Source organism: Clostridium omnivorum (assembly GCF_026012015.1).
GTDB lineage: Bacteria > Bacillota > Clostridia > Clostridiales > Clostridiaceae > Clostridium_AX > Clostridium_AX omnivorum.
Window position 1 is genome coordinate 626951 of sequence record NZ_BRXR01000001.1, and the last position, 22615, is coordinate 649565.

20 protein-coding genes are annotated in these 22615 nt (G+C 33.0%); 3 read left to right on the forward strand and 17 right to left on the reverse strand.

What is annotated here, in order from left to right; all coding sequences use genetic code 11:
• Positions 1–21: 21 nt before the first annotated feature.
• Positions 22–1059: a hypothetical protein gene (locus bsdE14_RS02875; protein WP_264848442.1), complete on the forward strand. Its 1038-nt coding sequence runs from the start codon at positions 22–24 to the stop codon at positions 1057–1059.
• Between the two features lie 98 nt (positions 1060–1157).
• Here the strand turns inward: bsdE14_RS02875 and bsdE14_RS02880 are convergent, their stop codons facing one another.
• A complete protein-coding gene (locus tag bsdE14_RS02880) occupies positions 1158–1964 on the reverse strand; it encodes a TIGR00266 family protein (protein ID WP_435382407.1) in 807 nt (268 codons plus the stop codon).
• A 66-nt stretch (positions 1965–2030) separates the two neighbouring features.
• Positions 2031–2933: a DMT family transporter gene (locus tag bsdE14_RS02885; RefSeq protein WP_264848443.1), complete on the reverse strand. Its 903-nt coding sequence runs from the start codon at positions 2931–2933 to the stop codon at positions 2031–2033.
• 264 nt (positions 2934–3197) lie between these two features.
• Here bsdE14_RS02885 and namA point away from each other — a divergent pair, with 264 nt between their 5' ends.
• Positions 3198–4235, forward strand: a complete 1038-nt coding sequence (namA, locus tag bsdE14_RS02890; RefSeq protein WP_264848444.1) for an NADPH dehydrogenase NamA — start codon at positions 3198–3200, stop codon at positions 4233–4235.
• Between the two features lie 57 nt (positions 4236–4292).
• On the opposite strand, the gene yfcE is transcribed toward namA, so the two are convergent.
• The 12 genes from yfcE to tkt form a co-directional block, all read right to left on the reverse strand.
• On the reverse strand, positions 4293–4838 hold the full coding sequence (gene yfcE, locus bsdE14_RS02895) for a phosphodiesterase (RefSeq protein ID WP_264848445.1): 546 nt from the start codon (positions 4836–4838) through the stop codon (positions 4293–4295).
• Between the two features lie 174 nt (positions 4839–5012).
• Positions 5013–5978: an ABC transporter ATP-binding protein gene (locus tag bsdE14_RS02900; protein ID WP_264848446.1), complete on the reverse strand. Its 966-nt coding sequence runs from the start codon at positions 5976–5978 to the stop codon at positions 5013–5015.
• Between the two features lie 23 nt (positions 5979–6001).
• Positions 6002–6973 carry an ABC transporter ATP-binding protein gene (locus bsdE14_RS02905; RefSeq protein WP_264848447.1) on the reverse strand — a complete coding sequence of 324 codons (972 nt, stop codon included), beginning with the start codon at positions 6971–6973 and terminating at the stop codon, positions 6002–6004.
• Positions 6974–6995: 22 nt separating this feature from the next.
• Positions 6996–7913, reverse strand: a complete 918-nt coding sequence (opp4C, locus tag bsdE14_RS02910; protein WP_264848448.1) for an oligopeptide ABC transporter permease — start codon at positions 7911–7913, stop codon at positions 6996–6998.
• A gap of 12 nt (positions 7914–7925) precedes the next feature.
• Positions 7926–8888: an ABC transporter permease gene (locus bsdE14_RS02915; RefSeq protein WP_264848449.1), complete on the reverse strand. Its 963-nt coding sequence runs from the start codon at positions 8886–8888 to the stop codon at positions 7926–7928.
• A gap of 105 nt (positions 8889–8993) precedes the next feature.
• The gene (locus bsdE14_RS02920) at positions 8994–10721 is read right to left on the reverse strand and encodes an ABC transporter substrate-binding protein (protein ID WP_264848450.1); all 1728 of its coding nucleotides are present in this window, start codon (positions 10719–10721) and stop codon (positions 8994–8996) included.
• 267 nt (positions 10722–10988) lie between these two features.
• Positions 10989–11642 carry a LuxR C-terminal-related transcriptional regulator gene (locus bsdE14_RS02925; RefSeq protein ID WP_264848451.1) on the reverse strand — a complete coding sequence of 218 codons (654 nt, stop codon included), beginning with the start codon at positions 11640–11642 and terminating at the stop codon, positions 10989–10991.
• Between the two features lie 30 nt (positions 11643–11672).
• A complete protein-coding gene (locus bsdE14_RS02930; protein ID WP_264848452.1) occupies positions 11673–13475 on the reverse strand; it encodes a hypothetical protein in 1803 nt (600 codons plus the stop codon).
• Between the two features lie 79 nt (positions 13476–13554).
• Positions 13555–14913 (reverse strand): sensor histidine kinase, encoded by a 1359-nt coding sequence (locus bsdE14_RS02935; RefSeq protein ID WP_264848453.1) that lies wholly within the window; start codon positions 14911–14913, stop codon positions 13555–13557.
• Between the two features lie 40 nt (positions 14914–14953).
• Entirely contained in the window at positions 14954–15604 is a 651-nt protein-coding gene (locus bsdE14_RS02940; protein WP_309298108.1) for a response regulator transcription factor, read from the reverse strand.
• A 142-nt stretch (positions 15605–15746) separates the two neighbouring features.
• Positions 15747–16808, reverse strand: a complete 1062-nt coding sequence (gene corA, locus bsdE14_RS02945; RefSeq protein ID WP_264848454.1) for a magnesium/cobalt transporter CorA — start codon at positions 16806–16808, stop codon at positions 15747–15749.
• A 116-nt stretch (positions 16809–16924) separates the two neighbouring features.
• A complete protein-coding gene (gene tkt, locus bsdE14_RS02950; RefSeq protein WP_264848455.1) occupies positions 16925–18907 on the reverse strand; it encodes a transketolase in 1983 nt (660 codons plus the stop codon).
• A gap of 398 nt (positions 18908–19305) precedes the next feature.
• Between tkt and bsdE14_RS02955 the strand changes: the two genes are divergently transcribed.
• Positions 19306–19563: a YkuS family protein gene (locus bsdE14_RS02955; protein WP_264848456.1), complete on the forward strand. Its 258-nt coding sequence runs from the start codon at positions 19306–19308 to the stop codon at positions 19561–19563.
• Between the two features lie 61 nt (positions 19564–19624).
• On the opposite strand, the gene bsdE14_RS02960 is transcribed toward bsdE14_RS02955, so the two are convergent.
• The 3 genes from bsdE14_RS02960 to bsdE14_RS02970 all read right to left on the reverse strand — a co-directional run bounded on the left by bsdE14_RS02960 (position 19625) and on the right by bsdE14_RS02970 (position 22449).
• The gene (locus bsdE14_RS02960; protein ID WP_264848457.1) at positions 19625–20353 is read right to left on the reverse strand and encodes a class I SAM-dependent methyltransferase; all 729 of its coding nucleotides are present in this window, start codon (positions 20351–20353) and stop codon (positions 19625–19627) included.
• Positions 20354–20434: 81 nt separating this feature from the next.
• On the reverse strand, positions 20435–21346 hold the full coding sequence (locus tag bsdE14_RS02965; protein ID WP_264848458.1) for a ribonuclease Z: 912 nt from the start codon (positions 21344–21346) through the stop codon (positions 20435–20437).
• Positions 21347–21507: 161 nt separating this feature from the next.
• A complete protein-coding gene (locus bsdE14_RS02970; RefSeq protein WP_264848459.1) occupies positions 21508–22449 on the reverse strand; it encodes a type II CAAX endopeptidase family protein in 942 nt (313 codons plus the stop codon).
• Positions 22450–22615 lie beyond the last annotated feature (166 nt).

Genomic DNA, 22615 nt, shown 5'->3' on the forward strand with positions numbered 1-22615 from the left:
AACAAATAGGAGGAATTATTTATGAAATTATTAAAAATTTTAGCATTGGCAATAACTCTAAGCAGCATTATTACAGTTACAGGATGCGGCACCCAAAAAGTACAGCAGTCTACACCACAATTAAGCACACAATCATCTTCCACAGATAAAAATACATCCAAGGAAGAAAATAAGGTAACTTCTATCGATGCTGCAAGTCAGAATATGAGGAACCTACTTAAGGACATGAAAACTCAATTAGCTAACAAAGAAGATGCTAAAGTTACTGAAGGTGGCACAAAGCTCGAAGAAGCTTGGAAACAATTTGAAGACAAATTCGAAGAAGACCTTAAGGATAAATATCTAGACCTTTATGTAAAAATAGAAGATCCTTTAGAGATAATTGAAGCTGCTGCTAAGGTAAAACCTCTTGATACAAATGTAATTAACAGCTCTATAGACAGCCTTAATAAAGAATTAGTAGAATTACAAAAAAGAAACGCAACTACAACAGGTATTGAAAACATGAAAGCAGCACTTAAGGAAATGAGTGCTCAGCTAGCCAATAAAGAAGATGATAAAGCAATTAAAACTTCTGATAAGCTAGAAGAAAATTGGAAGTTATTCGAGGATGGAATAAAGGATAATTATAAAGATCTTTACGAAAAAGTAGAAGCTCCTCTAGGAACTATTAAGGCAGCTGTAAAAGTAAAACCACTTGATACAAAGGTCTTATCAAGCGGAATAGCTGAGTTAGATAAAACTTTAGGACAACTTCAAAATGCTATAGCCTTTTCTACTGCTCCACAAGACATGAAAACAGCACTAAAGAAAATAAATAAATTTGTTTCACCACTTAACGAAGAGAAAGTTACAAAATATGCTGATAGATTAGAAAAATATTGGAGCAGCCTTGAAGATACTGTAAAAGCGAAGAATCCTGCTCTATATGAGAAAGTAGAAGGTCCTCTTGGAATAATTGAAGCAGGTGTAAAAGTGAAACCAATTGACGGAAAAGCTATCACTGCTGCAATAGAAGCACTAGATAAAGTATTAACTGAAGTACAAAATCTAAAATAAATATATTTCTATTTGAAAAGCTTAAAACAAGGTAGAGAGTTTTCTACCTTGTTTTTTATTACAAAAAAGACACTTTCAATTCTTTACAGCTATATTATTTAATTACCATCAAACAAATTTCCAAGGCCTCCTAATATACTTCCTTCATCTTTTCTATGCCCATTGAAGGATGCAGCAGATAATACTTTATCTGCAAGTCTGCTAAATGGTAAAGACTGTATCCAAACTGTACCAGGCCCCTGTAAACTAGCAAAAAATAATCCTTCGCCTCCAAAAAAGGCTGTCTTTATTTTACCTACATATTGAATATCATAATTAATATCTTTAGTCATAGCTACAAGGCATCCTGTATCAACTCTTAGTGTTTCACCATACTGAAGCTTTTTTTCAATTATTGTTCCGCCTGCATGCAGAAATGCCAGTCCATCGCCTTCAAGCCTTTGCATTATAAAACCTTCGCCTCCGAAGAATCCTACCCCAAGTTTTTTCCTAAAATCTATACCTATTGATACACCTTTTGCAGCACATAAAAATGCATCCTTTTGGCAAATTATTTTTCCACCTAGAGTACTTAAATCCATAGGTATTATTTTCCCTGGATATGGAGCCGCAAAAGATACTTGCTGCTTACCCTGTTCTGAATTAGTAAATAGTGTCATAAATAAACTTTCTCCTGTGATGACCCTTTTCCCTGCACCAAAAAGTTTACCCATGAGTCCTCCTTGATCAGCTCCAGAACCATCTCCAAAAATGGTTTCCATTTGGATTCCTTGAGTCATCATCATCATTGCCCCAGCTTCAGCAATTACACTTTCCTTAGGATCAAGTTCAATTTCTACAAATTGCATATCATCCCCATAAATTTTAAAATCAATGTCATGCGCATTTATGTATCTACCGTCCATAAAAAGCCTCCCTTTATTATATTATTTTAATGAAATAAAGTATCTCATTATATATTTTATTTCACATTAATTAGATTTATTTGAATGTCTTATAGAAACTTTTAATTGAGATAATAGCATACCACAAAGCATAAGCGAACATCCTAAAAATCCTCTTAAATTAAGACTCTCATTCAGTAGCAATATTCCTCCTATGCACGCAAAAACAGACTCAAAACTTAAAATAATAGCAGCGTGAGAAGGCTTTGCATGTTTTTGTCCTACTGCCTGAAGAGTATAAGCAATCCCAACTGAGCATATGCCGCCATAAAGAAGTGGTATTATTGCCTTGGTTAATCCATACATAGTTATATCTTCTGTTAATAGAGCTATAATCATGCTTAATATAGAGCAGGTGGCAAATTGAATAAAGGATAACTTCACTGCGTCTACCTTTTTTGTAAAATAATCTATAAGTAATATATGAGCAGCCCAAAAAAATGCACCAACTATTTCTAAAAAATCTCCTCTTGAAATAAAGAAACTTTCATTTACACTTAAGAAGTATAAACCAATTACAGCCAGTATTGCACCAATCCAAGTGTTCAATTTAGTATGATGCTTTAGAAACAAACCTAATATAGGCACAAGGACAATATATAAGCCTGTTATAAAGGCTGCTTTTCCAGCTGTAGTTTCATAAATTCCCAATTGCTGCAGCGTAGAAGCTAAAAAAAGTATGCAGCCAGCTATAGCTCCTGCCTTTAGTTCATATTTATAATTAACTTTCTTTTCATGAGTTTGCTTTTCATTCTTCTTAAAATAAATAAGTAAGGGTATTAGCGAAAGACTTCCCATAGCAAATCTAACACCATTAAAAGTAAATGCACCTAAATATTTAGCCCCTACCCTTTGCGCTACAAAGGCAAATCCCCATATTGCAGCCGCCAGAAAAAAGTAAATGTTTGATTTTAATTCCTGCTTATTCACACAAACTCTCCCATCCTTAAATATAAAAAATCTACACTAATAAATAGCCTTCAATAATATTCTATCAGATTAATTGCAGCATTGTCATTCTTAAATTACTTATAATATTTTTTCTTTACTTGTTAGACTTTAATATGAATTCGTCTGAATAATTAAAAATTATACTTCTATCATAAAGGTAAGTATTTTACTCTGAATTCAACAATGCTATACTTAAGATAAACAGACAATAATTCTATTTAAAAAAGGAGGTCAACAACAAACATGTCGAAGTTATTTTGTAGTTATACACTTAAGGATATTGAACTTAAAAATAGAATAGTAATGGCTCCCATGTGCATGGATTCATCAGAAGATGGATACGTTAATGACTGGCACTTTATACATTATGGCACAAGAGCTATTGGTGGCGTAGGGCTTATTATTGTAGAAGCTACCGGAATTGAGCCAGGTGGCAGAATCACTGATAAGGATTTAGGTATTTGGGATGATTCTCAAATTGATGGACTAAAAAAAATAGTTGATAACTGTCATAAAAATGGTTCAAAAATAGGTATACAAATTAATCATTCTGGGAGAAAATCAGAGGTTACTTCACACCCAATAATTGCACCTAGTGCTATAGCCTTTAATGACAGCTATAGGGTTCCTTCTGAAATGACTAAAGCTGATATTAAAACTACTGTTCATCAATTTAAAGCAGCATCAGAGAGAGCTCTTAAAGCAGGCTTTGATTTGCTTGAAATTCATGGAGCTCATGGCTACTTAATAAGTCAGTTTTTATCACCATTAACCAATAAGAGAACTGATGAATATGGTGGAACACCTGAAAACAGAGTAAGATTTCTTAGAGAAGTTATAAGAGAGGTTAAAACTGTGTGGCCAGAAACTAAGCCTCTACTTTTAAGAATCTCTGCTGAAGACTATAATGAAGGCGGAAATAACTCTAAAGTAATGGCACAACTTATAAATCTTATAAAGGCTGAAGGAATTGATATGGTTGATGTGAGCACTGGTGGTGTGGTTCCTGCCAAAATCAATACATACCCTGGATATCAAATTAAGCCTTCTGAAATTATAAAAAACAATTGCGGTATACCAACTATTGCCGGTGGTCTTATTACTGATGCTCTAATGGCGGAGGAAGTATTAAATAATAACAGAGCAGATCTAGTATTTCTTGGCAGAGAGCTTCTCAGAAACCCTTATTGGCCACTAACAGCTGCTAAAATGCTTGATGAAAATATCACTTGGCCTATTCAGTATGAAAGGAGTAAATCAGTTAGAAAAGGCGGATTCTAAATATCAATGTTTAAAGGGAGCTTAATGCTCCCTTTAACTTAAACTTTATATACACCGCTATGATAAATCTAAAGTTTTATATACCTTTCCCTCCAAATCCTTTATAGTAAATGTATTATTCTCAAGTACAGCATATGTATTAGGACTATCCTCTTTTGGAAATGTTATGGAACCAGGGTTTATTATATAAATATCCCCTTTCTTTTCAGCTTTAGGAACATGATAATGTCCATACAAGAACACATCCCCAGGATTAAGCTTTGGAAGATTATCTTCATCAAATATATGACCGTGAGTTAGGAATAAACGCCTGCCATTATACAAAATTATAGAGTAATCCGCCATCATTGGATATTCTAAAACCATTTGATCTACCTCACTATCACAGTTACCTCTTATGGCAATAATTTTATCCGCATATTCATTAAGGAGCTGTGTAACTTCCTTTGTATTGTACTCTGGCGGCAAAGGATTTCTTGCTCCATGATATAACTCATCACCTAATATAACAATAAAATCTGCATTTTCTTTTTTAAAGTTCTCTAAAGCTTTTTTTGTGTAAAATGCTGAACCATGTATATCTGATATAAAAAATAGTTTCATAGTGTTATCCCTCCTTGTTTCTTTTATTATAATTATATATTCACTCATATATTCACATCAATACTTATGCTGCAATTTGGTTGTAACAGAAGCTTAGTACTATTATTTTTAATCAATGCCCATAAAAGTTAAAGTCCAGGATAAACAAATAGTTTAATTCCTGGACTTTAACTTTTATACAATATGACATGCTACAAAATGATCTCCTGCTACTTCTCTATATTCTGGAACTTCACTTGCGCATATTTCTTTAGCATAAGGGCACCTAGTATGGAACTTGCAGCCCTTTGGCGGATTGGCAGGGCTTGGTATATCTCCTTTTAAAATTATTCTATCCCTCTTTAAGGTAGGGTCCGGTATTGGAACTGCTGAAAGTAATGCCTTTGTATAAGGGTGCAGTGGATTTTCATAAAGTTCGTCCTTTCCAGCAAGTTCTACTAAAGATCCCAAATACATAACCCCTACTCTATGACTTATATGCTTTACTACACTTAAATCATGAGATATAAATAAATATGAAAAGCCCATTTTTTGCTGTAAATCACTTAAAAGATTTATGATTTGAGACTGAATTGAAACATCTAGTGCAGATACTGGTTCATCTGCAACTATAAATTCTGGATTCAATATAAGTGCTCTTGCTATACCAATTCTCTGTCTCTGTCCTCCTGAAAATTCATGTGGATATCTTTTTACATGGTATGGTGCTAGGCCACAGAGCTCAATAACCTCCATCACTCTATCAGTAATTTCTTTCTTTGATGCCATACCATGGTCTATAAGAGCCTCACCGATTATTTCACCTACTGTCATTCTTGGATTAAGTGAACTATATGGATCTTGAAAAATTATTTGCATCTTTGGCCTTAATTTTCTTAATTCATCTTTTTTTATTTTAAAAATATCATTATTCTTAAAATATACACTTCCTTCAGTTTTTTCTAAAAGTCTTAAAATGGTTCTTCCAGTAGTGCTTTTTCCACAACCAGACTCTCCAACAAGCCCTAAAGTTTCTCCTTTTCTAAGTGAAAAAGAAACATCATCAACCGCCTTAACATTTCCTACGGTCTTCTGAAATACTCCTGCCTTAATAGGAAAATACTTTTTTAAATGATCTACTCTAAGAATTTCTTCACTCATAATGCTTCCCCCTTCTATAAGTTCTAGCGTTGATAAAGCCAACAAGCTACCTTATGATTATTTCCTACATCTATTAATGGCGGAATCTTTTCAGAGCACATTTTTATATTTTTACTGCACCTGGTACAAAAGTGACAATCATTTGGAAGTCCAATAGGATTTGGTACCTGCCCAGGTATAGAATAAAGTCTTTCTCTATTTTGATTTAAAATTGGCTTTGACTGAAGCAGTCCTAAGGTATAAGGATGCATAGGATTTTTAAATAGTTCAATAACTGGCGCTTCTTCTACTACTTTACCCGCATACATTACAACTACATAATCTGCCATTTCAGCTATTACACCCAAATCATGAGTTATTAACATGATTGAAGTACCTAGCTTTTCTTTTATCTCTTTCATTAAATCTAATATTTGGGCTTGAATTGTAACATCAAGTGCAGTGGTTGGTTCATCAGCTATTAAAAGCTTTGGGTTACATGCCATTGCCATAGCTATCATAACCCTTTGCCTCATACCTCCGCTTAATTCATGTGGATAACATTTTATAATCTCTTCAGCTCTAGGTATTCCAACTAGCTTAAGCATATCAATCGATTTTTTCTCTGCCTGCTGTTTATCTAGTTTTTGGTGAAGTATTATAACCTCACTTATCTGCTGACCTACCGTAAACACCGGATTTAGAGACGTCATAGGTTCTTGAAATATAACTGATATTGCATTTCCTCTAATTTCTCTCATTTCATCTTCACTTATGTTTAAAATACTCTTTCCATCAAAAATTATTTCTCCTCCCACTATTTCACCTGGAGGATTTGGTATGAGTCTCATAAGTGACATTGCTGTTACACTCTTTCCACAGCCTGATTCACCAACTACACCTATAGTTTCTCCTTGCTTTATCTTAAAGCTAACATCATCTACTGCCTTTACAACTCCATCTTCAGTAAAAAAGTGGGTTTTTAAGTTTTTAAATTCAACTAATGTATTACTCATATTACCACCCCATTCTTAAATATTATCTTTTTAGCTTAGGATCTAATGCATCTCTTAATCCATCACCAAATAAATTAATAGCCATAACAGTTAAAAAGATACATATTCCAGGCGGCATCCATATCCAAGGCTGATGTCTTAATACATAAGTATTACTAACAGCCTGAATCATAGTCCCCCAAGACGGTGTTGGTGGTGTAACTCCAAGTCCAAGAAAGCTAAGTGAAGATTCTGTAAGAATTGCTCCAGCTATTCCTAAAGTTGCAGCTACTATTATGGAAGCAAAAGTGTTAGGCAATAGATGTTTGAAAATTTTTCTTCTATCCCTTAGTCCTAGTGCTTCAGCGGCCTGCATAAATTCTTGCTCTCTCAGTGATAATATCTGAGCTCTAACAATACGGCACAATCCAGCCCAGCTTAAAAAGCCAATTATAAGCATAACCACATACATTCTATACTGCGGCGGCACCTTTAAGTCGGACATAACTGCTCCGAGCATTATAAGCAGTGGCAGATGTGGACAGCACATAAACACGTCCACTATTCTCATTATAATTCCATCTACAATTCCTCCATAAAATCCTGATATTGCTCCAAGTATACTTCCAATAAGTACTTCAATCAAAACTGCAACTATACCTACTGAAAGTGATATTCTACCTGCATACATTAGCCTTGTAAATAAGTCTCTTCCAACTTCATCAGTTCCTAAAAAGTGTCTTAAAGAAGGTTCCTTCATAGCATCAGCCAGATGAGTTGTTTCATTCTTATATGGAGAAAGAAACGGGCCAACAAAGGAAAAAAGAATTATAAATATTAATATATAACCTCCTACTACTGCCAGCTTATTTCTCTTTAGTCTCCTCCAAACTACTTTCCATGGGCTTAGAACTTCATCCTTTGACTTTACCTTAGTACCAGCATTAAGCTTAACCTCCATTTTTATCCCCCTCTACTTAAGTCTTATTCTAGGATCTACCAAAGCATAGGTAACATCTGCTATCAAATTACCTAATAATGTAAGTACAGCAAGCAGCATGTTTATGCCCATTAACAGTGGATAATCTCTTCCATATACCGATATTAAGGTTATAGGTCCTATTCCAGGCCAATTGAAAATTTGTTCAGTCATAATAGCTCCTCCAAATAACGCAGGCAGCCACATTCCCAAAATTGTTATAACCGGGATTAAGCCATTTCTAAGTGCATGCTTATAAATAACAACCTTTTCCTTTAATCCCTTTGCTCTTGCTGTCCTTATATAATCTTGCCTTATAACTTCAAGCATACTTGAACGGGTATACCTCATTATTTCCGCCACATTTATAAGTGTTAACACTATAAACGGTAAGAACATGTGGTGCATTACGTCTCCAGCTTTAGCTACCCCTGTTAGTGCACTTCCTGGCGTTGTCATACCTGATACTGGAAATAGTTTTATATCTACAGCAAACCATTTGATAAGCATATAAGCAAAGAAGAAAGCAGGTATGGAAATGCCTACCAAAGCCAAAATAGTAAATAAGTAATCAAATCCAGAATATTGCTTAGTTGCAGATACAACTCCAATAGGAATTGCAATTAAAATACTAACCACAAAAGAAAGCAAGGATAAAATAAAAGAATTCCATATATAAGTATTTATTACTTTTGTGACAGGTTGTTGATATCTAAAAGAATCTCCTAAATTTCCCTTTAAGGCACCTGATGCCCAATAGCCATATTGAACTAATTTTGGTTCATCCAAATGCATTTTATGTCTAAGTTCCTGTTTTGCTTCTGGAGACATCTTTAAGTCTGCGCTGTCAGAAAGTGCATCTCCAGGAGCCATTGCAAAAATTAGAAATATAACCAGCGATACACCTACAAGCACAGGTATCATCTGCAATAATCTTCGAACTATATACTGCCTCATGTTAATACCCCCTATCTTTTTACAAAACCATATGAATGTTAGCTCATATTAATAGTCACTATTTTAAATTGGCCTGGCAAAAGCCAGGCTCAATTAATTTTTAATTTAGTTTGCTAACTCTACTTTTTCTATTCCTACCCACCATTCAATATAAGGAGAAACATTCATATTCTTAACTCTTGAGCTTACAGCCCATAAATCCTTTCTTTGACAAAGGAATAGATATGGAAGATCTTCATTGGCTATCTTATACCACTTTGTATATATTTCCTTTCTCTTTTCTCTGTCTGTTTCTATTGAACCTTGAACAAGTAACTTTTCAGCTTCTTCATTTCTCCAGCCTACACTATTTGAACCACCAAGTGTATCTTGTGCTATAGCAAAAATACCTGAAGGATCTGGGTCAATATCTAGTGACCATCCCATTGAATACATCTCAAATTCTTGCTTATCATAAACCTTCTCTGCCATTGTAGAGAACTCTACTATTTCAGGAATAAGTTCTACACCTACTTTATTCCAGTTTTCTTTTGCCAGTGGCACAAATATATCTGAGAATCTCTTGTTACTGTTAGAAAGCATAAGATGAATTGTAAACTTCTTTCCATCCTTATATCTAAAGCCATCATCTTTTTTAACCCATCCTGCTTCATCAAGGAGTTTATTAGCTTTATCTAAATTTAAATCATATTTATTTACATCTGTGGTATATGCCCAGGATACTACTGTTTGTGGTATATTTATTACTTCTCCATATCCCTTATAAAATGCATCTGTAAAGCCTTTTCTATCCAAGGAATACATAAGAGCTTGACGTACCTTTTGATCCTTAAACATATCTAATCTCATATTCATTCCTATATATGTGTATCCATTGTCTGGAAACAGCTGCATATTTAAGAAGCCAGCATCTTTTATCATTTGGATATTTTCAGGATTTGCAGTTATTAAATCCATATCTGTTCCGCCTGCGCTTAATTCTTGAATATTTGTTTCTGCAGTAGTAACTTTCATTATTATATTTTTAATCTTTGGTTCACCCTTAAAGTATTTTGTATTTTTCTCAAAGTCCACTTCTTGACCCGCTTTATAGCCTGTCAATGTATATGGTCCTGAGCCTATAGGCTTTTGAAATAAATCCTTAAGTTTTTTTATTCCACCTTTTTCAAAGCCATAATACTTTTTAGACATTATGCCGTAGGTAAAGTCAGAAGTGATTGCATTTGCTTTTGGCTGTGAATAGGTAAAAGTAATAGTATTAGGATCCACTACTTTTATTCCTGAAAACTCTTTTGAATCACCTTTATTATATTCTTTATATCCAACTATTTTTTCAACAGCATCCATTCTAGGTCCATCATACTTTGGGTCTGCAATGGATGTATAAGTGAAAGCTACGTCGTCTGCAGTAAGCTCATCACCATTTGAGAATTTAACACCCTTTTTCAAATGGAAGGTGTAAATCTTACCATCCTGGGATATTTCCCACTTTTCAGCTAGGTCTCCCACCGGGTTACCTTTTTCATCATTTAGCATTAATCCATTGAACACAAGCCTATTTACATATTGATCATAAGTGCTGTCTGCATAGATTGGACAGAATTTACCTTTAGGTGCTGTTGTACCTATTATGAACGTATCCTTTCTATTCTTTGCAGCAGCTGGCACAGAGTCAGGTTTTTCTGCCTTAATAACTTCAGTGATTCTTGTCTTTGATTCACTTCCAGCAGATCCTTCATCTGAAGAAGTGGTCTTGCTTCCCCCACTGCACGCTGAAAAAATCAATGTACAAGACAATAGTGCAATTGCAAGAGTTGTTAACTTGCTTTTCATTTTTCTTCCCCCTTCATATTTAATGAGTTCACAATCTTAATAATATGTTGTGAACTTTTTCAGCCCCACACCTATGTTGTTTATAACTATATTTTACTCAACACTGTATTTAAAGGTAAGTTACCATAGTAATCACTTTAGTCATATGACTCTTAATTTAAAATTTTATTCAATTATCAGAAAATTAAATAGCCATACACCTATTTAAAAATCAATAGGTGTATGGCTATTTATATATTTTTAAAAAGGGGACCAAACAAAATTATATTACTGCATTCCAAGCTGTCTAAGATATAAAACCGCCTGAGTTCTATCATTTATTCCAATTTTGCTATATATATTGCTTATATAATTCTTCACAGTACCTTCTGTAATGTAAAAAACTGAAGCAATTCTTTTATTAGATAAACCTTGTACCATGAGTTGGGCAATTTCTTTCTCCCTATCTGATAGATCCATAATGCATATCTTTTCTTTTTCCTGAAGTTTAGAACTTAAATTAAACAGTTTATTTGTAAGCTTTATTGATATACTTAAAGGGAGTGATACATTTCCATTTACGCAGTCCCTTATTGCCTGCATAAAGCTGCAGCTCGGCATATTTTTCAGAAAATAACCTGAAGCCCCTGCCGCTAGTGTCTGAAGTATTATTTCATCATCCTCTATAGTTGTTAAAACAATTATTACAATATCCCTATACCTTTGTTTTAACTGCCTTATTGTCTCTATCTGGAGTTCGCCCTGCATTAGAATATCCATCAAAACCACTTTTGGAGAAATCTGGTCTATAAATCCATGAATAAGTCTTCCGTTTTCACAAGTTCCTACAACGTTAAAGTTTTCCTCCATATTCAGCATTATTTTTAATCCATCTCTTATTATAGCCTGATCATCTGCTAATAAGATACTTATATCACTCATGGTCTTTCTCCTTTCTACTAGGTTAAATATTTATTCTACTTTTTTCAAAAGTACTGGTTCCCAAGAATTTTTATCATTTTTGTTTATCAAAAGGCTGTAAACTGTATCTTTAGCTCCTTCCTTGGTTTTAAGATACACCTTTATTGAGTCAGCTTCTTTAGCATCTACAGCTAAGTTTGCTTTATTCTTATCCCAAAATTGTATCTGCCCAATTTCTATATCTTTATTTTTCAAGCTGCCTTCAAAGAGACCGCCATCCTTTAAAGCTTTAACAAAATTCTCAGTCATAAGCTTCATCTTTTTAAACTCCTCGGAATATGGAAATGTACTAAAGCCTACTACATACCATTTTGCATTTTTATTTACTAGTTCTAAGGCTAAATCTTCTTCCTTACTTCTATTATCATAATCTTTTACATTACACTTCAGCTTAACAGAGGCTGCTTGTTCTCCATTCTCCGTATACCTTTTGTAGTCAATTAAATAAATATCATAGGTATTTTCATTGGTTGCAAGTTGTTCTATTCCTTTTTTGTTCCATACGTTTAAAATATCAAAATATGCCCATTGCTCAGGATTTGATGCATAGCTAAAATACTTTTCTACCATGCTATTATCCTTATCTAGACCCTTTGAAAATTTATAGTATGTATCCACTGCACCCCTTACTGCTTTTAATATTCCCTGCTGTTCACTATCAATATCAATGTTAAGTGATTCTTTTCTTTCTATTCCAAGGGATATAAAATTAACTTTTTCTAAATATTCTCCCCCTATATATCCGCACTTTCCATCTGGCTGCATAGCTATATAGCAGCCGGAAACAGGTAATTGTATCAATGTATTTCCATCTTTATTTGCAATGCATAAAATATAATCATTTTTTTCTATATCACTATCTTTTATTGTGTAAGCCACTCTTCCGTCAGCAATAAACTTACAATCATACACATACTCTTTTGTTATTAATTTTCTATCCTTAGGCTTATTTATATCCGATATTAGGAATAAGCCGTCCTTTTTCTCATTTTGAAGAAGTATAGATTTGCCAAAGGCTTCCCTAAATCTTCCCTGCGGAAAATCTTTAACTATTTCTCCTTTATCATCTACCGCCACAGTCTTAGTAACCATTCCCTGAGAAGTCTGAATACTTTTGGTTCCGTAATAATGGTGCTCATCAAGATTTCCTTTATAGAATAATATTTCTTTTGTTTCATAGGAATTAGCTATCCTCCCAGATTCTATATACCATATGCTGTCGTTTGCTAATAACATATCTTCTAAATAAAGCTTTTTACCGTCAGGAGACCATCCAAAATAATTAATCTCCTTATCTTTCATAAGTGGAGGATTTAAAAGCTCACATTTTATCAAATCATACACAAAGACCTTGCCTTCACCACCAAAGGCAACCATGCTTTCATCCTTATTCCACCTTACTAAAGATATGAACGGCATATTTTCAGAAATAATTTGAGTACTTTTATTTTTTCTGTCAACTTTTTCTAGCCTAACTCTTTCTTTTGGTTCTCCTTTAATAACTGTAGTAGAATTCTTATCCCATATTCTTTTAATAAAAAAAGCTATATTTTCATCTCTGGATATTGCAATTAGCATATTATTATCTATCTTTTCCATTTCATTTATAAGCTTTATTTCAGAAAAAGGATTGATTCCATCAGTTACTACTGCAGGATAAGAATTTACTAAAACATGGCTTTCATCATTTTTTTGCGTTACATATATATGGTTATTTTTTATTTTTTCAGAACAAGATGAAAGCAAGAATATATTTAAAATAATTATTACTAGTTTAAAATATCTTTTTTTCATTCCCCTTCTCCTTATCTAATACTTTACTACGATAAATTTTCAGACAAATAACAGAGTTGTAAAAAAGTTGTAAAAATAATCAAAAAATTATTCTTACAACCGTACCTTGTCCAAGTTCACTTTCTACTTTAAACTCTGCTCCATGTGCCTTTATTATCTCATTACAAATAGATAATCCAAGTCCCATGCCTCCTGCCTTTCTAGCTCTAGATTGATCTACTCTATAAAAAGGCTCAAATATTTTGCTTATATCTTCCTCGGAAATGCCCTTTCCTTCATCTCTTACATATACACAATTTCTTTTGTTGTATATTTCTGCACCAATAGCAATATTTTTTCCAGCACTTGACACATTTAAAGCATTATCCACTAGATTTAGCAGCACTTCTTTAAATAAATCCAGATCAATCTCAAGTTCCAGTTCTCTTCCCTCTCGAGTTATGCTCACATTCTTCTTTACAGCCTTCACTTTCATTATATCCATAACTTCTTCCAGTAAAGGCTGAATATTATATTTTTCAAAGGAAAGTGTATTTTCTCTAAGCAATATCATATTCATCATACTATTTACCATTTTAAGCATTCTCTTACCTTCAGAATTAATATACCCTACTCCTTTTTTTATCATCGCTTCATCATAATTTGTAGTTTCAATAAGCTCTGAATAGCCTATTATGGAGGTTAGTGGAGTTCTTAATTCATGAGTTAGATTATCAATAAATCGCTGTTTGCTTTCACCCTCAAGTTTTAGCGCTTCAATTCTTCTCTCAATTTCATCTGCCATCTTATTGAATTCATTAGCAAGTACTCCAATTTCATCCTTAGATTTTAAATCTACTCTCTCCTTATAATTACCTGAAGATATATTTTGTACTGCTCCACTAAGTGAGCCTATAGGGCTTGTAACGACCTTTCCCATTATTCTAGCTAATGCAGCCACAATTATGAGGCCAAGCATTCCTGCTTGCAAAAAAAACTTATATTCGTTAACTCTCTGCTGTTTTACAGCGGTGATATCTTTAATAAAAGCCAAAACAATTTCTTCCCCATCAGTCTGAATAGTTTCTGTTATAAATATGTAGTACTTTCCTCCATAATTTCTTAAAACATAATTTTTTCCTTCTTTTAGGGCTACCTTAATTTCATCTCTTTGAAATATCATTTCCTTAGGAACATTAGTTGAAAGTAGTCTTAAATCATAACTATAGAGTTCTATAAAGTTGTCTTTAGTCCCAAACATATCAATAATTGTATCCGTAAAGTTTTTAATCTCCATTTTTTCTTTTAAAAGTCTCTTATTAGTGATAAGATACAGTGATATATTTGAACCCACATACTCCTCTTCTTTCAAACTTCTCTCAATCTCGCTTTTTAAAAGATTATTATAACTTCTTTCAGTAACAACAACTGCCACCGTGCTTAAAGATATGATATACACACTAATACATAGCCAAAATATTCTCCATAAAAACTTCATATCATATTTCCAGCCTATACCCAATTTTATATACAGTTTTAATTTTATCTGTGTTTAACTTTGTTCTAAGTCTTTGAACGTGTATATCAACCGTTCTTGTATTTCCTTCATAGTCATATTCCCATACTATTTCAAGTAGTTTTTCTCTAGTTAAAACTATACCTTTATTTTCAATAAATACATTCAGAAGTTCAAATTCCTTAGGTGTAAGTTCTACATCACAGCCATTCTTTAAAACTCTTCTGCTATCTAAAAGAATTTGGACATCATCAAATCCCTTAACTTTCTCTTCCTTTACTATTCTTCGCAGTACTACTTTAGTTCTAGCTATTAATTCCATACCTTCAAAAGGTTTTGTTATATAATCATCTGCCCCCATATTTAATCCAACTACCTTATCTCTCAAGCTGTCCTTAGCTGTAAGAACTATTACCGGTATATCCTTTTGCAGTATCTGTGGCATCAAAGCATATCCATCTATTTTAGGAAGCATAATATCTAATATCACTAAGTCAACTTTTCCTTCATTTATTATTTTTAGACCCTCTTCCCCATCCATAGCTTGAATCACTTCGTAGCCTGCCATGTTAAGATTTATTTTTACAAGTTCAGAAATTGGCTCTTCGTCCTCTATTATAAGTATTTTCTCCAAGATAAATTACCCCCTTAATTTACCCCAAGACTAGTGTAATTTAATACACAAACTAAAATCAGAGTAATACCATTATATTACATTATATATCATTTTTAGAAAATATGATATATAAAAAGACTCCATTTTTAATTTGGAGCCTTTAAAGCCACTTTTTTCTTTTAAAATACCTTAACATTATATAAATTATAATAACAGTTAAAAGCCAAAACACTATATAACCATATCTCCATTTTAATTCTGGCATATTTTCAAAATTCATTCCATAAATCCCCACGAGAAAAGTTAACGGAATAAACATAGTTGAAAATATGGTTAAAACTTTCATTACATCATTAGTTCTATTACTTATACTTGATAGATAAGTGTCCAGCATTCCTGAGACCATATCTCTATAGGATTCAATAATATCAATTACTTGAATAATATGATCGTATACATCCCTAAAATACAAGGAAGTATTTTTATCGAATACTGAAGATTCAGTTCTAGCAAGCGCGCTTACCAATTCCCTTAATGGCCATATAGAGTTATTTAGGAATATCATTTCTCGCTTTAACTTATAGATACTCTGAAGTAATTCTTTCTTTGGATCTTCCATAAGTTCCTGCTCTATATCTTCTGTATTGTCTCCTATTTTCTCAAGTATAATAAAATAACTATCAACAATAGCATCAATCAATCCGTATATTAGATAATCTGCACCAAGTTTTCTCACATTTCCCTTTGCTGTCTCAAGTCTTTCCCTTATTCCATCAAATACATCACCGCCAAATTCTTGAAAAGTAAATACATAGTTATCCACATAAACAAAACTCAATTGCTCAGAACTTATTTCATTATTTTTTTCATTATAATATAGCATTTTTAATACTATGTATATATAGTCATCATAGTCATCCATTTTAGGTCTTTGAGAAGTATTAAGTATATCCTCCAGCATCAATGGATGAAGCTTAAATTCTTTTCCTATCTTTTCAATTATACTTACATCATTTAAGCCTTCAACATTCACCCATTTTACAGTATCTGAATTTCTTAGCTTAAAGCAATCTTCAATGTTATTTAACTTTTTTCTGTGATAAATATCTTTATTATATTCAATTAAAGTTATATCAATTACGTCATTTTTATAATTGCCAGTGTGAATTAAGCTCCCTGGAGCTGTTCCAACTTTTTTTGTATTTTTAACAAGTCTAGCCATACCAATGTCCACCTTTAATAATAAAATGTTGCTTTAATATACAACAATTTTACTGCTTTATAATAGCTTTTTCAAATAAAATTTATAGGCCTTAGGTTTTAACCTAAGGCCTAATATTATTTAACTAAATTTAATGCTTTTTCTACTACATTTTCAGTAGTTATTCCAAATTGTTTAAATAATACACCTGCAGGTGCTGATGCTCCGAAGGTATCAATAGATACTACTTCTCCATCAAGTCCTACATATTTATACCATCCAAAAGAACTAGCAGCTTCTACAGCTAATCTCTTTCTTACTGATTTAGGAAGTATTCTTTCCTTATACTCTTCACCTTGAGCTTCGAATAACTCCCATGAAGGCATACTTACTACTCTAGCATCTACTCCCTTTTCCTTTAATACTTTAGCAGCTTCATAAATAAATTCTACTTCTGAACCTGAAGCCATAAGAATTATATCTGGAGTTTCCTTTTCACTATCTTTTAATATATAAGCTCCCTTTAATGCTTCCTTTGAAGTTTCAGCATATAGTGGAAGATCTTGTCTTGTTAATACTAAAGCTGTTGGACCATCTTTTCTATTAATTGCAGAATACCAACCTGCTGCAGTTTCCTTTGAATCTGCTGGTCTAAATACATGGAAATTTGGTATACTTCTTAAAGAAGCTAATTGTTCAATAGGCTCATGAGTAGGTCCATCTTCTCCAACACCTATACTGTCATGAGTTAATACATAAACTACAGGAAGTTTCATTAGAGCTGAAAGTCTCATAGCTCCCTTCATATAATCTGAGAATACGAAGAAAGTTGATACAAAAGTTCTAAATCCTCCATGAACAGCTATACCATTAGCAATAGCTGCCATAGCATGTTCTCTTACACCAAAGTGCAGATTTAAACCGCTTCTATCTTCAGCAGAAAAGTCTCCCTTATCCTTCATATAAGTTTTGTTTGATGGAGCAAGGTCTGCAGAACCTCCCATTAAGTTTGGAAGTATCTTTGCAAGTCTGTTTATTACTTCTCCTGAGGAAGCTCTTGTAGCCATCTTCTTATCAAACTTCCAAAAGTCTTCATCATTTAACAGATCTACTGGAAGCTCTTCACTATGCCATACTTCCCACTCTTTAGCAAGCTCTGGATATTCATTTTTATAGTTTTCGAACATTTTATTCCATTCAGCTTCTGACTTTTCGCCTTCCGCAATTAAAGAATTCATATGCTCTCTAACTTCCCCAGGTACATGGAATTCTTCATCAAAGTTATATCCTAAAAATTCCTTTGTCTTAGCTATGTTTTCTTTTCCTAAAGGCTCTCCGTGAGCTCCTGATGTTCCAGCCTTTGGTGAACCATAACCTATTTGGGTTTTAACAATAATAATACTTGGTCTCTTTTTATCTGCTTTTGCAGCCTTAATAGCATTTGATATTTCTTCAACATCATTTCCATTTTCTACTGTAAGTACTTGCCAATTATAGGCTTCATATCTCTTTGCAACATCTTCTCTGAAAGAAATGTCTGTATGTCCTTCTATAGAAATCTTATTGCAATCATATAATAGTATAAGTTTATCAAGAGCTAGAGTACCTGCTAATGAACAAGCTTCTCCGCTGATACCTTCCATTAAGCAGCCTTCTCCTGATATTGCATATGTATAATGGTCCACAATGTCATAACCTGGTCTGTTAAACTTCTTAGCTAAATGTGCTTCTGCCATTGCCATACCAACAGCATTTGCAATACCTTGACCTAGAGGTCCAGTTGTAGTTTCAACTCCAACAGTATGACCATATTCTGGGTGACCAGGAGTCTTGCTTCCTTGTTGTCTAAAGTTTTTTAAATCTTCAACTGTAACTCCATATCCAAAAAGGTGAAGTAAGGAATATAAAAGCATTGATCCATGTCCTGCTGATAATACAAATCTATCTCTATCTGCCCACTTTGCGTTGTGTGGATTGTGCTTCATATGCCTTGACCATAGAGTATATCCCATTGGTGCAGCACCAAGTGGTAGTCCAGGATGTCCTGAATTTGCTTTTTGCACTCCTTCAACAGAAAGTATTCTGATTGCACTTACTGATAATTCATCAATTTGTTTCATAAATAATACTCCTTCTCTTTAAATTAATTGTATAGATTTTATTGTCCATAGGACAGTAATAGTTTATACAAATTTAAGACTTTTAACCTTTTGCTGTATTGCATATTTTCGTCGCTTACCTATTATATTATAAACTATTAAAATAATCCAATCTTTATTATATATCAAAAATTTAAAAAAATCCAACTATAGCGCTAGTTTTATCATCTAGGACTCTAATACATTGCTAAATTCCATGTAAAATTATTCTAAGCATAGGTTTTAATATGAAGTAAATAATAAATCTTATACGGAGGTAAAAGTCCTAAATAGACTTTTACGGATAACTTGTCTGTGGGAGCCGACACGAATAAGTTACCCAGTGTTTCCGACGATTATTATTTTAAGGAGGAATAAATATGAAAAGCATAGGAATACAAAAGGGACTAAATACAGTTAAAGACTACCTTCAAAATAGCGGTTATCAAACTTATGAAGTAGATACCACTAATAAAAACAATCCTACTACTCTTAAGAGTTTTGATGCACTAATTGTTACTGGTATGGATGACAACGAAATGGGGTATGACAATACTTCCACAAAAATACCTGTAGTAAATGCTAATGGAATGACTCCAGAAGACGTAAAAAAATTCCTTGATACGAATTTGAAATAAGAAAGAGTTATCCCTAAGAAAACATCTAACATTTTCTTAGGGATAATCTTTTTACTTTGTTTTATTTATTGGCCTTAATCACTAACGCCATTGTTTTATCATTATATTCTTCTCCCTGGAATCCTCCAAATAGTTCTATATTGGAATAGCCAGCTTTTTCAAGCATAGCTATAAGTTCTTCACTTTGAATAGCTAGTAGTTCAACTGAATTCTCTAATTTTTCTTCTTTGCCATCTTTTAAAATTACAAGCTCAGTATTAAAATCAACCTTTGAGCTCTTTTCATTATAAACATAATTTCTTATAAACTTTAAGCCCTTTTCAGCTCTATTAATAGTAGGCAATGAATCTATATTATATTTTATTATTCTATCATAATTTATAATTTGAAGAAGAATTGAACCTTCGTAGTTTAGCATATCATGCATATTTTTAAGCAGCGTTTGAACTTTTTCCCTATTTTCTAAATGCACCAAGGAATTTCCAATGCAGAATATAAAGTCATATTTACTGCCTTGAAAAACTTCTTTAACCTTTGTCATATCAGCAAGAGCAAAATTTACATAAAGCCCGCCTTTGCTTTTAGCAATATTAATCATTTCCTCTCCTAAATCCACTGCATCAACTCTATGCCCCTTTTGTGCTAGTGCAATAGCATAACTTCCAGTACCACAAGCTAAATCCAGTATTTTAGAATTAACCTTTAAATTCTTGCATAAAAACTCTAAGGTATTCTCATCTTTAGGAAATACTACATCATAAACCTTACTTAATTCTTTATAAAATTTCATATAAACCCTCCTGTATTCCTTTTACTACTAAGTATTCCAATATATATTACGAAATAATTTTAATTTTTTGTTCCACTTAATCTACTTTGAAAACATAAGTTTTTTAATCATTCTATCCTGACCAGTCACTGTATTTGAAAAGATTTTTCTTGCATCTTCCAAATAATCCTCTGGACATGCTAGTGCTGGGCTATAATGCGTTAACCATAGCTCATCCACAGTACCTTCCTTTGCTAGCATTGCCGCTTCACTAAAAAGCATATGTTTATTTTGCAATGCCTTATCTAAATTACTATCATCTCCATACATGCCCTCACAAATAAATAGTTCTGAATCTTTTATGAAGTCCACTAATTCATTTATAGGCCTGCTGTCAGTGCAATAACATACTTGGAGCCCTTTTCTTGATTCGCCCAGTACCATATCTGGAGTAAATACATTATCCTCAAATTCAATCTCTTCACCCTTTTGAAGCCTATTCCAAAATTTCATAGGTATTTTTAAACTTTCTGCTTTTTCCCTATTGAATTTTTTAGTTCTTAAGGCTTCAATTTTATAAGCCAAGCACGGTAAAGTATGCTCCACAGGAAGAGTACTTATAGAAAACTCACCTATTCTAATATGTTCAGGCGTATCAGTTGATATCTCTATTAAGTTTAATTCAAATGGCAGCTCTGGACAAATTACCCTTAGCCCATTTACAACATTTTTTAACCCTGGAGGTCCTAGTACATTAAGAGGAGCAGTTCTTCCTGAATTCCCCATAGTTAATAGAAGTCCTGGAAAGCCTATTATATGATCTCCATGATAGTGGGTAAAAGCAACAATATCTATAGCTTTAAAGCCCCACTTAAGCATTTTTAGAGAAACTTGTGTACCTTCTCCACAATCTATAAGCATCATGCTGCCATTAAACGCTGCCATCATAGATGTAAGGTATCTATTAGGTACAGGCATACTTCCCCCACATCCAACAAGTGCTATATCAAGCATAGTTTTTCCCCTTTTCCTGCTTTACGAAATAAATTATATAATCACTTTACTAATTATAACCATATAATAGTCTATTTATTTGCATTGGACAATAAGAAAATAAAAAATACTTCTATATACAAATCTAGAAGTATCTCAATTATCAAGAATATATTTATCATCTATTTTGAATCTATTTTTGTTTCTGCAGAAGTTGGTACTGAAATACTGCCTGACCTTATTAATAATTCAAAGCTTCCCATTGCAAAAAGAAATAAAATAGCTATCGCTAGTGCAATATAAGCATTCCCCTTTTTTCTTTCATTGGGTAAATATTCACCAAAGTATATATCAGTACCCTTAATATTATTTCTTCTAACTCTCCTTAATAAATATACACATAAGCATATTCCCACAAATGCAGCAATATGAAACCAAATAGGAATCTTTGTTATATCCATACTTGTTAAAGCAGAGCTAAACACTATTGCACTGAAATTCATAGCTGCATGTGCACTCATGGATGTGAAAATGGAATCCGTTCTATACACAAGATACCCAAGCACTAACCCCATTATTGTTGCTGAGAATATGCTGCTAACTCCATTTAGAACATGGAATAGTCCAAAAAGTACACCAGCTATTATAAAGCTATACTTTTTGCTGCAGCTTTCGTATGCTCTTTGAACAAATCCTCTAAAAAATAATTCCTCACATAATGGGGCTAAAATTACCATACCTATAAGCATAAGGATACCTTGTAAAGGTGTGGTTGATATCTTTGATAAATCTACACTTAATTTTCCTACCCCTTTATCTAGCCCAGTTGTAATTATTATTGAAATATAGGCAGCAAAAAACCATATTGATATTCCAGATAGTATTCCTAAACCTATATTGCTTTTAGATGTGCTTTTATATCTGTATGTTTCTCTAAATGACCAACCATTAAGCTTACATAATACAGCCACTGGAAGCAAAAGGTATATAAGTTCATTTACCCAAAGATTACCTCCTAGTCCTAATATAGGCTGAAGTATCGCACTTCCTATTGTAATTATTATTACCAACAGTAAGTAAATTATATTAGCTTGCCTAATGCTAGGTGAAACTTGTTTTCTCATATAATACTCCTTTTAATATTGATAGCTGTTATAAATATATTGAACATCACACTGCTATATTACAGCTTTCAAAATATAACAGTGGTTATGACAATTTATACTAAATTTTAACTTAACAAAGACGATAATAAATATTAGGTGTCAAAAAAAGTTAGCATATTAATAA